The 12761-nt window shown below is 67.6% G+C and carries 12 protein-coding genes; 5 read left to right on the top strand and 7 right to left on the bottom strand.

Annotated elements, in window-relative coordinates; all coding sequences use genetic code 11:
* Window position 1: 1 nt before the first annotated feature.
* From K7W03_RS00530 to K7W03_RS00505, 6 genes are read right to left on the bottom strand one after another with little or no spacing between them, the layout of a single operon-like run.
* The gene (locus K7W03_RS00530; protein WP_222885214.1) at window positions 2-1219 is read right to left on the bottom strand and encodes a polysaccharide biosynthesis protein; all 1218 of its coding nucleotides are present in this window, start codon (window positions 1217-1219) and stop codon (window positions 2-4) included.
* Window positions 1216-2406: a glycosyltransferase family 4 protein gene (locus K7W03_RS00525; protein ID WP_222885213.1), complete on the bottom strand. Its 1191-nt coding sequence runs from the start codon at window positions 2404-2406 to the stop codon at window positions 1216-1218. Before K7W03_RS00525 ends, K7W03_RS00530 begins: the two co-directional genes overlap by 4 nt.
* The gene (locus tag K7W03_RS00520) at window positions 2403-3134 is read right to left on the bottom strand and encodes a hypothetical protein (protein ID WP_222885212.1); all 732 of its coding nucleotides are present in this window, start codon (window positions 3132-3134) and stop codon (window positions 2403-2405) included. Before K7W03_RS00520 ends, K7W03_RS00525 begins: the two co-directional genes overlap by 4 nt.
* Entirely contained in the window at window positions 3127-4290 is a 1164-nt protein-coding gene (locus tag K7W03_RS00515) for an FAD-dependent oxidoreductase (RefSeq protein ID WP_222885211.1), read from the bottom strand. Before K7W03_RS00515 ends, K7W03_RS00520 begins: the two co-directional genes overlap by 8 nt.
* The gene (locus K7W03_RS00510; RefSeq protein WP_222885210.1) at window positions 4283-5260 is read right to left on the bottom strand and encodes a glycosyltransferase family 2 protein; all 978 of its coding nucleotides are present in this window, start codon (window positions 5258-5260) and stop codon (window positions 4283-4285) included. The genes K7W03_RS00515 and K7W03_RS00510 overlap by 8 nt, the downstream gene beginning before the upstream one ends.
* Window positions 5261-5263: 3 nt before the next feature.
* Window positions 5264-6199 (bottom strand): glycosyltransferase family 2 protein, encoded by a 936-nt coding sequence (locus K7W03_RS00505; protein WP_025547665.1) that lies wholly within the window; start codon window positions 6197-6199, stop codon window positions 5264-5266.
* A gap of 243 nt (window positions 6200-6442) precedes the next feature.
* Here K7W03_RS00505 and K7W03_RS00500 point away from each other — a divergent pair, with 243 nt between their 5' ends.
* The 3 genes from K7W03_RS00500 to K7W03_RS00490 are packed head-to-tail and all read left to right on the top strand — an operon-like array spanning window position 6443 to window position 9884.
* The gene (locus K7W03_RS00500) at window positions 6443-8167 is read left to right on the top strand and encodes an ArnT family glycosyltransferase (protein ID WP_222885209.1); all 1725 of its coding nucleotides are present in this window, start codon (window positions 6443-6445) and stop codon (window positions 8165-8167) included.
* On the top strand, window positions 8164-8892 hold the full coding sequence (locus K7W03_RS00495; RefSeq protein WP_222885208.1) for a class I SAM-dependent methyltransferase: 729 nt from the start codon (window positions 8164-8166) through the stop codon (window positions 8890-8892). Before K7W03_RS00500 ends, K7W03_RS00495 begins: the two co-directional genes overlap by 4 nt.
* Entirely contained in the window at window positions 8889-9884 is a 996-nt protein-coding gene (locus tag K7W03_RS00490; protein WP_025547668.1) for an NAD-dependent epimerase/dehydratase family protein, read from the top strand. The genes K7W03_RS00495 and K7W03_RS00490 overlap by 4 nt, the downstream gene beginning before the upstream one ends.
* A 5-nt stretch (window positions 9885-9889) precedes the next feature.
* On the opposite strand, the gene K7W03_RS00485 is transcribed toward K7W03_RS00490, so the two are convergent.
* Window positions 9890-10462, bottom strand: coding sequence for a hypothetical protein (locus K7W03_RS00485; protein ID WP_222885207.1), 573 nt, complete (start codon window positions 10460-10462; stop codon window positions 9890-9892).
* A 68-nt stretch (window positions 10463-10530) separates the two neighbouring features.
* Between K7W03_RS00485 and K7W03_RS00480 the strand changes: the two genes are divergently transcribed.
* Both K7W03_RS00480 and K7W03_RS00475 read left to right on the top strand, forming a co-directional pair.
* Window positions 10531-11556 carry a glycoside hydrolase family 5 protein gene (locus K7W03_RS00480; RefSeq protein ID WP_222885206.1) on the top strand — a complete coding sequence of 342 codons (1026 nt, stop codon included), beginning with the start codon at window positions 10531-10533 and terminating at the stop codon, window positions 11554-11556.
* 17 nt (window positions 11557-11573) lie between these two features.
* Complete coding sequence (locus tag K7W03_RS00475) at window positions 11574-12755, top strand: outer membrane beta-barrel protein (RefSeq protein WP_226869582.1); 1182 nt, start codon at window positions 11574-11576, stop codon at window positions 12753-12755.
* Window positions 12756-12761: the final 6 nt, after the last annotated feature.

The raw sequence follows: 12761 nt of genomic DNA, 5'->3' as shown, positions 1-12761 counted from the left end.
CTCAATCCTTTCCAAGCCGACGCCAGGCGAGGTGCAGCGTGAACAGCGTCGGGATCGCGCCGCCCAGCGTCGCCCCCCATAGCAGCCCGGTGATTCCGCAGGCGGCCCCGGCCAGCGCGCCGCAGACCGTCAGCGCCAGACCCACCACCCCCCATCCGTTGAGCAGCACCAGATCGGCGGGCGATCCCGCCGCCGTGAGCATCGCCCGGGGGAAGGCCATGGCGACCTTCCCCACGCCGTTCGCACAGGCGGCGAGGATCAGCGCCGGGCCGATGGCATAAAGGCCGCCTGTCACCATGGCGGCGATCCACGGGCCGCAGGCGACAAGGCCCGCCGTCGCCACGACGATCACCGCCAGCAGCGGCCGGGCCTCCGCCAGCACGACGGCCTGCCGGCGCGCCCGCTGCGCACCGATCAGGCGCGGGGCGAGGGTGAAGCCGACGCCGGACGCGAGCAGGCGGAAGGGAAAGATCGCGACCGACGCCAGCACGCCGAACAGCGCCAGTTCCTTCAGGTCCAGCGGAATCGGGATGATGATCCGTTCGACCTGAAGCGACACCGTGCCGAGGGCGACGAGGCCCAGCATCGATCCCGCCTCGCGCCAGCGGCGGGCGGGGTGGACGGCATCGCCGTCCTTCGCCCTGCGGCGCAGAAGGCCCCAGCCGATCGCGCCGAAGACGATGTTTCCGGCGGCGAATATGGCAAGAGGCGCCGTCCCGTCCTTCAGGCCGAAGGCGACGGCCGCGGTCCCGGCCAGCAACAGGACGAAACTGGCCGAAATCGCAAGCAGCATGGAGGCGCCGGGCACGGCCCGCGCGCGAAGGCCGGTGCTGGTCGCCGCGACCAGCCCGCCGCCGGCAATCGCCAGCGCGGTCAGCCATGCCTCCGCCGGATGCAGTCCGCCCAGCAGGCCTGCGGCCATGCCCACCACTCCGCCCACCACAAGGCCGGAGAGGATCAGGAAAGCCAGCAATCCTTTGCCCGCGCGCATCGGTCCGCGCAGGAACAGCTGGTCGACGCCCAGCGGCGTCAGCAGGCCGAAGATATTGAACAGGGCGACGGCCAGGGTGAAGCGGCCATAAGCTTCCACCGGCAGTTCCCGCGCCAGCAGCAGCATGCCCAGGGTGAAGGCCGCGCCCGACAGGCCGAAGCCCAGCGCGGCGAACAGGCTGGAGGCGGCCTTGTTGGTCGCCCGCGCGTTGGCGCCGACCGCCGTCATGCGGCCTCCAGCGCGGTGGGCGAAGGGGGCGTGCCCGCGTCCGGCGAAAGCACGGCATAGGCGCGCCGCAGCCGGTCGACGAAGGCGGCATGGCCATAGTCGAGCCGCGCCCTTGCGGCGGCGGCCTCCCCCAGCCTCGCCCTCAGCGCGTCGTCGGCGCAGAGCCGCCGCAACCCTTGCGCCAGGTCCTGCGCCGTCGCGGGCGTCAGCATGGCGCAACGCGCGTCCAGAACCTGGGAATGGCTTTCGATGTCGGTCGCCAGCAGCGCCTTGCCCGACGCCATGTAGGAGAAGATCTTCATCGGCGTGTTCCGGCCCTTCAGCCGCGGCGAACAGAGGATGTCGGCCTGCGCCAGATAGCGGCTGAGGCCATCGAGCGGGCGCGGGCCAAGCAGGCGCACATCGTCTTCCAGCCCGCATTGCAGGGCGAGTTGCCGATGCTGCGCGACATGATCCGCCTTGCCGCCGATCACGACCAGCGCGGGACGCTCGGCAGGCGCAAGCGCCGCCATCGCCTGGATCAGCAGGTGGACGCCCTGATAGGATTCGAGGTTGCCGACATAAAGCGCGAGCGGGCGATCCTTTGCGTTCGGGCGCAGGTCTTCGACCGGCGCCGCGGTGGCGGGCCCTTCCATCGCCACGTCGGGCAGCAGGTGGATGCGATCGGCGGCTGCGGAGCGGCTGGCGCTCTGCTGGATGGCGGGGCAGACGGCGATCACCAGGTCGCTGCGGCGGAAGGCGAATTGCTCGCACCGTTCGACGATCCAGGCGATGGCGCGGGCCCGGGGCCATTTTTCGACGATCTGCTCGCTGAGGATCGAGTCCGCGTCATAGACGAGGCGCGTTCCGAACAGCCGGGACAAGGGCAGCGCGAAGAAGGCCGCTTCCTCGACGGCATGGATGACGTCGGGGCGATAACGCCGAAGCAGGCCGACCGCGGCAAAGAGCATCCAGAGGTCGCAGACCAGCTTCCCGAGCGAAAAACCGATGGGGACATTGCGAACGCCCGGCGGGGCGGCGATGCGGTGATGCCGCACGCCGGGCATCGGCACGTCGCGCCCTTCATGGAAGCTCAGCAGAGCGACCTCATGCCCCTGCGCCGCCAGAGCTTCGGCCGCCATGCGCACGGCAATGGGCGTGCCGCGTTCCTCGTAAAAGGGCTGGGGCGCCAGCATCAATATCTTCATGAGGCCATCCTCAGGCGAAGCTGGTTGCCGAGGAAATGCAGCGGACCTGCGGGAGCGCCATAATGCCGCGCCTGCCGCCCGGCCGAACGGATGAGCGCGCGCAGGTCGCGTCCGGGCCGGTCGGCCGAAAGCCCGCCATGCAGGATGGTTCCGAAAGTCCCGATCCGCCGCGCATCGCCGCGCAATGGCAGGGGGTCCGATCCGCGCAGCACCGTCCGGTGGCGGAAGCGGCGTTCCGGCCAGAAGGCGGGGCGACCGCCATTGTCGCCCAACAGCAACCGGCCTTCCGGATCGCCGGCCAGCAGCCTGTCGACCAGCCGTCCTCGCGCGCCGGCCCATTTGCCGACGCCCCAGGGAAGGATGGTCAGCGCGTCCGCCGCGCCCATCGCCGCGACCAATTGTTCGGCCGGCGCGCCGTCGGCGAAACCGGCGGCGGTGGCCAGCGCCAGTATCTCCAGCCGTTCGGCGCTGACGACCTGCCGGCCGGCCAGCACCAATATGTCGGCGGAACCGGTTTCCAGCCACAGGCTTTCCGGTTCCGCGGTCGACCGCGCCGATGCCTTCAGCATTCCGAACGCGTCGCAGCCCTGCTGCTCCGCCAGCATGAAGACGGGCAGGCAGTCCTTCCCGGCGACCGCCATCATGCGCCCATGCGCCTGCATCAGCCGGTTCCGCGGATCGTCGCCGGGATGCAGATGGACATGCGCGTCGATCATCAGCTCAGGCATGGCGCGGCCGCCATCCGCCGGTTCGCGGCAAGGGCGCGGCGGGCCACAGGCGGCGCGCCACCTGTTCGCTCAGCAGCGGCGCGGTGGTCAGCTTGCCGCTGACCAGCATATGATAGCCCTCGGGCCCCGGACGCAGGTGCCGGTCGCCCGGATGAAGCGCCCGGCCGCTGCCGTCGCGGTCCGGCAGCAGGCCGGCATAGGTGGCCAGCACCGATCCTTCGTTCAGTTCGACATTGGGCAGGCATTGGCGGATGGATGAGAGGGCGGACCGGACATCCTCCGCCGTGGGTTCGGGCGAAAGGATGCCGGGCGCGGGACGGTAGAAAGTGCCGACGAGCGTCGCGGCGCCATAGCGGCGAAAGAAGAAGCTGCGTCCGCGCCCCGGCGTGGGCGACAGGGCGTAGGCGTCGCTGGCGGGGGGCGCGGGAATGTCCATCAGCAGGTTGAAGGCGAGGACCGCCGCGCTCGGAACCCGGCGCGCCGGCCCCATGCAGCGCCCCGCCTGCGCGCCGCCGCAATCGAACAGCCGGTCGGCGGCGATCCTCTGTTCGCGCCCGTCCCTTGCGTTGCGCAACTGGACGGCCTGGAGGCGACCGCCTTGCTCGATCATGCCGGTGACTTCGGTGGAGCGCAGCACGACGCCGCCGCGCTGCTCCACTTCGGCCAGCATTTCCCTCAACAGCGCGGGCGGGTTCAGCAACTGCGCATCGTACCAGACCGCACCGCCCAGCAGGCCATGGGATGCGACGTCATAGGCCTGCAAGACCTCCTGCCGCGAACAGGCGCCATCTTCGGGAAGCGGCACATGCTGGCCAAGCGCCGTTCGCAGCAGCCGGTCGAAGCCTCGCGCAAGGGCGAACAGCCGGGGCGAGCGGGGGGCGCCGGCATAAAGCGGCATCACGCAGCGCAGCGGCCGCACCTGATGCGGATAGCGGTCGATATACCAGTTCTGCGCGCGGCGGCTGCGCACCCAGCGGGGGATGTTCATCGACTGGAGGTAGCGCAGCCCGCCATGGACGATGCCATAGCTGTTGACGGACGCGCCGGAGGGCTGGTCGTCCCGATCGACGAGGATCGGGCATACGCCCCGTTCGAGCGCGGCGAGCGCCAGCGTGGCGCCCTGGATGCCCGCCCCTATGATGACGGTTTCAGGCATCGGCGGACACATGCTCCACGATCTTCTCGATCCGATAATGCTGCTTGCCGTCGCCGCGGGTGAAGATGACGATCTCCGCGATCAGGCCGATCGCCGCGATCTGGATGCCCAGCACCAGCAGCAGCACGACCAGCACCAGCAGCGGGCGGTCGCCCAGCGGGATATTGCTGACCTCCCGCTGGAACAGCAGGAAAGCCATCAGGACCAGGCTGCTCAGGATCGACGCCGCGCCCACCGTGCCGAAGAAGCGGAAGGGGCGCTGCATGAAGCGGACGAGGAAGCCGACCGCCATCAGGTCCATCATCACGTCGAAATAGACGCCCGGCTTGTGCTGCGGCCGGCCAGCATCGCTTTCGGCCTGCGGCAGGGTGAGCTGGACGACCTTGAAGCCATGCACCTCCGCCAGCAGGGGCAGGAAGCGCTGCTTCTCATCCTGGATCGGGATTTCGTCGAAGACGCTGCGGTGGACGGCGCGGACGAGGCATCCGGGGTCGTCATATTTGGCTCCGGCGAAGCGCGCCATCTTCTGGAAGCCCCAGCCGCGCAGCCGGTTGAACATGGCGTCCGCCCGCCTGTCGCGGCGGGCGGCGACGACGTCGGCTTCATCGAGATGGTCGAGAAGTTCGGAGATCGCCGCGCCGCCGATCTGGAAATAAGCGGGCAGGAACAGCAGGTGCCGGCCGGTCGACTGGCGGATGCCTTCGCGCAGGCAGGCGGATTCCCCGAACTCCCGGCCGAAGCGGATGATCTCTATGGGTTCGCCGTCGCGTTGCAGTTGTTCCAGCGTGGCGACCGGATAGTCCGGCTGTCCGTCGATGACGAAGATGAACTCGTAACTTTTCCCCGAGGATGCAACCCTGTCCCGATATTCGGCATAGACGCGGGCGGCTTCGTCGAAACGCTTGAGGACCGGGACGATGACGGAAATGTCCATGACTTCGACCAGGTCCAGCTTTGCCGTGGCAACCATTGTTCAATCCCCCAATTTGATTTGGGCCGACAGTTTCGCGCCCAGCGACGCGAAACCCGAAACATTGCCGGTCAGGCTGGCGAGCATCTGCCCGATCACCGCCCATCCCAGCAGGAACAGCGCCAGCGACAGCCAGAGCACGCCGATGGCCAGCATCGGCAGCGCCAGCCCCCCGCCCCAGACCGCCGCCGCGACGGACAGCAGGCCAAGCAGGGTGATGCCGACGATCATATGGCGCGGCCAAGCCATGGGCCGCCGCACGAAGCTGAGCAGGATGCGGATCGACACGATGTCCAGCATCACCTTGTAGATGCGGGAAAAGCCATATTTGGAGACGCCGAACTGGCGCGGATGGTGCCGCACCTCGATCTGCGCCAGACGCGCCCCGGCCAGGCGGGAGAGGGCCGGAATGAAGCGGTGCATTTCTCCATACATGGGCAATTGCTTGATGAGGATGCTGCGGAAGGCCTTCAGCGAACAGCCGCTGTCCCGCACCGCCACGCCCATCAGCCGGGCCATGATGCGGTTGGCGCATTTCGACACGAAGACGCGCAGCCCGCCATCCTGCCGCTTCCTGCGCCAGCCGACGACGATGTCGTGCCCGGCGTCGATCAGTTCGACCATGCGGGGTATGTCCAGCGGATCGTTCTGCAGATCGCCGTCCATGGTGACGATGATGTCGCCGCGGGCATTCTGGATGCCGGCCGCCATCGCGGCGGTCTGGCCGTAATTGCCGCGGAACTTGACGATGCGCACGCGCCCGTCCCGCTCAGCGACTTCCGCCGCGCGGATAAAGGTCGCGTCCCTGCTGCCGTCATCGACCAGCACGACTTCATAGCTGGGCCGGAAGTCGGTCAATGCATTGCTGATCGCTTCATGCAAAAGCCGTACATTGTCCTCTTCATTATAAAGAGGAACGACAATCGAAACATCGACCATGCGTCCATTCCTACAATATTATATAATATTGCCGGCGATGCCCCCTGTGATTTCCACAATCGGGTTCAACGCCAATCGATTCAGCGACCTTGGAAACACATTCACATAAATTTCAGAAACATACCATTATGTAGTCATACCTACGGCTAGGCGTTCTCCCCTATATTGACTTAAATTCGGTTAGATCGAATTCTTGCGCCATCGAACATCCTGTCGGCTTTTGCCGGATATGAGATCATATTCATGGCCACCACATCGGAGCATCTGGGATCGCATGCCGCCCTGCCGTCGCAGGATGGCCGGCGCGCGTCCATGGCCCTGCCGGGAGCGGCCCCTGCCCTGGCCGCGGGGTTGCTGGCCTGCCTGGTCTATGGGCTGACCATTCAGACGCGCCCCGCCCATATCGACGAATTCTACCATCTGCTGGCGGGGCGCAGCTGGGCCGCGGACGGCAGCTTCGCGATCCTGGACGGCCGTTACGAACGGGCGCGGCTGTTCACCGCCATCGTCGGCGGCAGTTTCGATCTGTTCGGGCGATCCGACCTCTGGGTGGCGCGCATTCCCTCGCTGCTCTTTTCGGGCATGAGCGTCGGACTGGTCTTCCAGTGGCTGCGGCAGAGCGGCGGCATATGGAGCGCGGTGGCCGGCACCGCGCTGTTCGGCCTTGCCGGCTACACGCTCGACATCGCGCATTTCGCCCGCTTCTACGCCCTGCACGCGCTGATGATACTGGCCGCGGCGGGAAGCCTTTTCCTCGCCACGCGGCCTGCGGGCCGGTTCAGGCCCGGCTGGCTGGCCGCCACGGCGCTCTGCCTGGCCATAGCGGCCCATCTGCAACCGGTGACGGCGATTGCCGCGCTGGCCCTGGGCTGCTGGCTGCTGTTCGACCAGCGCGCGACGATAGCGGCGATGCGCCCGCTGCACCTGATCGTGCTGGGCGCAATCGCGCTGGCCTGCGCAACCATCGCCCTGTCGCAGGCCGGGCCAGCGCTGGAAAGCTATCGCCATGCCGAGCGCTGGGCGACCGGATCGCAGGACGACGCCTTCTATTATCTGCGCGAATTCCGGGCGCAGATGCCCGCCATGCTGCTGCTCTGGCCCGTTGCGCTGGCGGCGGCGTGGCGGCGCAATCCCTCGCTGGCCAGCCTGTGCGCGATCATGGCGATGCTGTGCCTGACGCTCCACAGTTTCGCGGGGATGAAGGCGTGGCGCTACAGCTATTATGTCTTTCCCTTCATCTGCATGGCCTATGGCCTGGCCATCGGCGCGCTGGTCGAACGGTTCGGCGGCGGCGGAACGCTGCGTCCAGCCCTGCTGGCGGGCGCGGCGATGCTGCTGCTGATGGGCGGCGACGTCGCCTACCGCCATTCCGCCCGGCTGATGGCGTCGACCCTTGCGCAAGGGCCCGCCGCTCTTGCCGCGCCGGTGCCCGACGGCGAATGGGACAGGGCGGCGCCCGAATTGCGGCGGATCGCGCAAGGCAGCAGCCTGCTCGTCACCGGCGACGACCTGCGCACCCTGGCGCATATCGGGCCGTTCGACCTGTTCATCAGCCACAGCCGGCTGGGCGAGCTCAAGCCGCCGACCGACTTCAACAGCGATTTCCGCACGGGCCGTCCGCTGATCGACAGCCCGGCGGCCCTGTCCGAAGTCATCGACTGCACCGATAACGGCGTCGTCATCGTGTCCGATTATCAGTGGCGCAATCCCATGGGCGTGCGCCCCGAAATCGCCCGTGAGATCGAGCGGCGCCTGACCCCCGTCCCCACGCACAGCAGCTTCCACGTCTACAGCTGGCGGCACCCAACCGTGCGGCGTGCCTGCCCCCATGTCGGGAAGCAGGCCCTTCCCGGCACGGAAGGTGCGTCCGTGGTCAGGCCCCTGCCGCCCCGCGGGCGGTGCGTGCCGTCAGGCCAGTCATGTCCGCCTGCGTTCTTTGGCATTGCAGCAACCGCGGGTGCGGCATGACTGGTTTGCTTCCTCCCCCCGATCTGGAAACGGGGTCGGTCCAATATGCCCGCCGGTTTGCGGGGCCTTCGGGCGCCTATCTGCTTAACATCCAGGAACGCGGCCTGCGCGATCTGGTCGATGATGGGCCGCCCCTCCACCAAAGCGCGCTGGATGTCGGCGGCGGCCATGGGCAGCTTGTCGGCGGACTGCTGGACATGGGAATTCAGACGACGGTGCTGGGCTCGACGGCCGATTGCGCCGAACAATTGTTGCAGGGCGCCGATGCCGGCCGGGTGGATTATGTGACCGGCGACCTGCTGGCCCTGCCCTTCCTGGACGGCCGTTTCGACCTTGTCACCAGCATCAGGCTGCTGGCGCATATCGACGATCCGGACAGGCTGATCGACGAACTTTGTCGCGTCGCCCGCTACAGCGTCATCGTCGATTATCCGACATTGATGGGCGCCAATGCGCTGTCGGCGGCGACCTTCCCGATCAAGCGGCTGATCGAGAAGGACACGCGCACCTATCGCAGCTTCTGGCCCGCCCGGATCGAGCAGGCCTTCCGCCGCAACGGCTTCGCACCCCGACGCCGCTTCAAGCAGTTCAGCGCGCCCATGGGCCTCCACCGCCTGGCGGGGAAGCCGGTCCGCATGGTGGAGGAAGGATTGCGCCGCATCGGCGTCACCAGCCTGATCGGCAATCCGGTGCTCCAGCGCTTCGACCGGGAGAGGAAGGCATGAGCGCGGACGGACGCCCCATCGTCGCCGTCACCGGCGCGACCGGCTTCACCGGCGGCGCGCTGGCGCGGCGGCTGATCGGCATGGGCTATCATGTCCGGTCCATGACACGCCGTCCGCCCAGCGCCGCCGAAAGGGAGAGCGGCATCGAATGGATCGGCGGATCGCTGACCGACACCGATGCCTTCGCCCGGCTGGTGGAGGGTGCGACGGCCTGTTTCCACATCGCCGCCATGTACCGGTCGGAAGGCGCGCGGGAGGAGTTCCTGAGCGCCAATCGCGACAGCACGGCAGCGTTGCTGGCGGAATCGCGCAGGGCGGGGGTGGCGCGCTTCGTCTATTGCTCGTCCATCGGCGTGCATGGCGATGTGGCGGAGACGCCGGCGGACGAAAACGCGCCCTTCGACCCGCGCGACCCCTATCAGGAAAGCAAGCTGCTGGCGGAGGACCTGTGCCGCGACGCGATGATGCAGCCGGGCATGGACGTCGTCATCATCCGCCCCTGCGCCATTTACGGGCCGGGCGACACGCGCATGCTGAAGATGTTCCGCATGGTGCAGCAGGGCCGTTTCCTGTTCATCGGATCGCGGCGGCCGAATTTCCACCCGGTCTATATCGACGATCTGGTCGACGGATTCCTGCTGGCGATGACGAGCGACGCGGCGCCGGGCGGCACCTTCATCATCGGCGGCAAGACTTATCTGCCGTTGCGCGACTATGTCGCGACCGCCGCCAATGTGCTGAACGTGCCCGCGCCCCGGCGCACCGTGCCCTATGGGCTGGTCAACCTGGCCGCCCATGGCTGCGAACTGCTCTGCGCGCCGCTGGGGGTGCAGCCGCCATTGCACCGCCGCCGCCTGACCTTCTTCAAGCATAACCGCGCCTTTTCCATCGCGCGGGCGGAACAGGCGCTGGGCTTCCGGCCCGCCGTGGGGCTGGAGGAGGGCTTCCGCCGCACCGTCGCCTGGTATCGCAATGAAGGGCTGCTGGTATGAGCGCTTCAGCCGATCAGGCGCCTGACGCGGCCCCGGTCGCGCCGGCCCCGGCGATGGAGGCCGAGCGCCGCGACGCCCGCGACCATGCCCGCCAGCGCCGTGACGGGCGCCGCAACCCCGCACAGCGCGGCAATGCCGCAGGCCGCGCCCGCCCCGGCGCTCCATCGGACGAAGCGGGATGCGCCCGCGCCATAGTGTCGCAATATGCCCTCCAGATCGGCTATGGCGATCCAGTCCGGGCTGGCCGGCGGGCGCACCGCGACCGGCCGCACCGCGCCGTCGGGGCAGGTCAGCGACTTCACGAGCAGGAAATCGCCCGCCGCGATCGCCATGGAAAGCGGGACGGAAATCGACAGCAGCGCGCCGGAAGACCGCCGGTAATGGATCGGCCGCGTGCCGCCCGGCTGGGGCGCGCCGAGATCCACGACCATCCCCTTTTCCTGGAGCAGTCCCACCATGCCGAAATGGGTCGGCACGCTGTCGGCGCCCTGAAACCAGGGCAGGGCGTCCGCCGCCGTCCTGTCGGGGGCGTCGCCGGCTGGGGCCTTTGCGAGCAGGTCGCCTTTCGCGCTCATCATGTCTCCTTCCCTTCAGCACCTAGCGGGGAAGCAGGCGCATCGCCATGGCGACAAAGGGGCTTCATCCGATGAGTGTGGCGACTCGCCTCGCCATGGCGCCGCTGCTGATGCTGCTGGCCCTGCCGCTGACCGCCGAGCAGCCCGCCGCCGGGCAACCGCCCCTGTCGGGCGTCAACATAGCAGGCGGGGAGTTCAATTCCGCGCGCAAGCCCGGCGTCTTCGGCAAGGATTATGTCTATCCCGACGCAAGGACGGCCCAGCCCTTCATCGACATGGGGATGCAGATCGTCCGCGTGCCGATCCTCTGGGAACGGGTGCAGCCGGAGCCGCTGAAGCCGCTTTCCACGACAGAGATGGCCCTGATCGACAAGTCGTTCGCCAGTCTGGCGCCGTTCCGGACCATCGTGCTGGATGTGCATAATTACGGCCGGTACGACGGCCAGCGGCTGGACCAGATTTCCAATGGGTCGGCGATGCTGGCCGATCTGTGGCAGCGGCTGGCGGAGCATTACAAGGGCAATGGCGCCGTCGCCTTCGGCCTGATGAACGAGCCCTATGGCATGACGCCCGCCGCCTGGCGGTCGCTGGCGGACGGCAGCGTCGCGGCGATCCGGCGGACGGGGGCGGCCAATCTCATCCTCGTGCCGGGTTCCAAATATAGCGGCGCGCATAGCTGGACCACGGGCGGATCGAACTCCAACGCGCTCGCCTTCGCCGATTTTCGCGATCCCGGCGGCAATTATGCGTTCGAGATGCATCAATATCTGGATGCCGACAGTTCGGGCACGGCGACGAGCTGCGTCAGTCCGGACCTGATCGACGCGCGGCTGGCGGGTGCGACGACATGGCTGCGGACCAATGGCCATCGCGGCTTCCTGGGCGAATTCGGCGCGCCGCCGGACGACAATTGCCTGCGCGGGCTGGAGGTTCTGCTCGCCCATTTGCGCGCCAATGGCGACGTCTGGATGGGATGGGCCTATTGGGCGGGCGGCGCCTGGTGGGGCGCCCGCTATCCGATGAGCGTTCAGCCGAGCGGCGGCCCCCGGCCGCAAGCCGCGGTGCTCAGCAAATATATCGTTGCAAGGGAGCCATGATGAAGCAGTTTTCCGTCATGAGCGCAGCCGCCACGGCGGCCCTCATGATCCCGCAGGCGGCCCTGTCCCAGACCGAGGTGGAGGTTCCGCCCGACGGATTGCGGGTCCGGCCGACCGTGCGCCTGCTCTACGACAGCAACATCCTGCGGCAGAATGACGACCTGGTCGCCGGAGAGCAGGACGACCTGCGCATCACGCCCAGCGTCGACGTGACCTACCGCCGGCAATTCGGTCTTCACCGGCTGACGGTGATCGGGTCGGCGGGCTATGATTTCCACCAGCGTTTCGAATTTCTCGATCGAGAAAGGATCAGTCTTCAGGCCGATGCCGATCTGTCCGTATCCGGTTACTGCCATGTGCAGCCCAGGGCGCGGCTGAATTTCGCGCAATCGAACCTTTCCGATCAGGGCGTGGTCGTCGGCAATACGCAGCGGACGCAGGATTACAGGGTCGCGGTCGACTGCGAGAAGCCCTATGGCTTCTTCCCCGTGGCCGCCGTGGGCTATCTGAATACCAGCAACAGCGCCTCTTCGCGGCGGATATTCGACATCGACACGTCCACGGCGATGGCGGGCATCGGCTATTCCAAGGCCAGCCTGGGCGAAATCCGCGCGACGTTCCAATATGAGCGTTTCCGCCGCCCCAATGCCGACGAGGCGATACCCGGCCTGCGCGACGGCGCGGAAAATTACCGTGCGGGCATCCTCTTCCGCCGGGCCGTGGCGCCGCGCCTGAGCTGGCAATTGGGCGCCAATTATTTCAAGACCAAGCCGCGCGCGCCCGGCATTGCGGACTTCTCCGGCCTGGGGGTGGAGGCGCAGGCGGTCTATACCCCCTCCAACCGGCTGTCGATCCTGTTGGATGTCGACCGCAGCTCCCGCAATCAGAGCAATACGGGCGCGACCTATATCGTGCAGACCGACTTCACCCTGCGCGGCAATCTGAAGCTGGGAGCGCGGTCCGGCCTGTCGGCGGGCGGAAGCTACAGCCGCCGATCGTTCAAGGGCGAATTGCAGCTCGACACACCGCTGCTGCGCCGGTCGGACCGCACCCGCGCGGTCTTTGCCGGCTATCGTTACCAGTTGCGCAGCCGCCTCAATGCCGGGGCGGAGATACGCCATGAGTGGCGAACAACGGCCGTCGACCAGTTCCGGTACAAAAGTACGTCGGGACTGCTGTTCGTCGGACTGGATCTATGAGGTACT

The organism is Sphingobium sp. PNB (genome assembly GCF_019873065.1).
Lineage (GTDB): Bacteria > Pseudomonadota > Alphaproteobacteria > Sphingomonadales > Sphingomonadaceae > Sphingobium > Sphingobium fuliginis.
Note: the sequence above shows the minus strand (reverse complement) of the source record. Positions and strands in the feature narration are given on the sequence as shown.

Bases quoted from the DNA above. Each gene is read 5' to 3' on its own strand.
- K7W03_RS00530 (WP_222885214.1), bottom strand. From the start codon at position 1,219: ATGACGGCGGTCGGCGCCAACGCGCGGGCGACCAACAAGGCCGCCTCC.
- K7W03_RS00525 (WP_222885213.1), bottom strand. From the start codon at position 2,406: ATGAAGATATTGATGCTGGCGCCCCAGCCCTTTTACGAGGAACGCGGC.
- K7W03_RS00520 (WP_222885212.1), bottom strand. From the start codon at position 3,134: ATGCCTGAGCTGATGATCGACGCGCATGTCCATCTGCATCCCGGCGAC.
- K7W03_RS00515 (WP_222885211.1), bottom strand. From the start codon at position 4,290: ATGCCTGAAACCGTCATCATAGGGGCGGGCATCCAGGGCGCCACGCTG.
- K7W03_RS00510 (WP_222885210.1), bottom strand. From the start codon at position 5,260: ATGGTTGCCACGGCAAAGCTGGACCTGGTCGAAGTCATGGACATTTCC.
- K7W03_RS00505 (WP_025547665.1), bottom strand. From the start codon at position 6,199: ATGGTCGATGTTTCGATTGTCGTTCCTCTTTATAATGAAGAGGACAAT.
- K7W03_RS00500 (WP_222885209.1), top strand. From the start codon at position 6,443: ATGGCCACCACATCGGAGCATCTGGGATCGCATGCCGCCCTGCCGTCG.
- K7W03_RS00495 (WP_222885208.1), top strand. From the start codon at position 8,164: ATGACTGGTTTGCTTCCTCCCCCCGATCTGGAAACGGGGTCGGTCCAA.
- K7W03_RS00490 (WP_025547668.1), top strand. From the start codon at position 8,889: ATGAGCGCGGACGGACGCCCCATCGTCGCCGTCACCGGCGCGACCGGC.
- K7W03_RS00485 (WP_222885207.1), bottom strand. From the start codon at position 10,462: ATGATGAGCGCGAAAGGCGACCTGCTCGCAAAGGCCCCAGCCGGCGAC.
- K7W03_RS00480 (WP_222885206.1), top strand. From the start codon at position 10,531: ATGAGTGTGGCGACTCGCCTCGCCATGGCGCCGCTGCTGATGCTGCTG.
- K7W03_RS00475 (WP_226869582.1), top strand. From the start codon at position 11,574: ATGAGCGCAGCCGCCACGGCGGCCCTCATGATCCCGCAGGCGGCCCTG.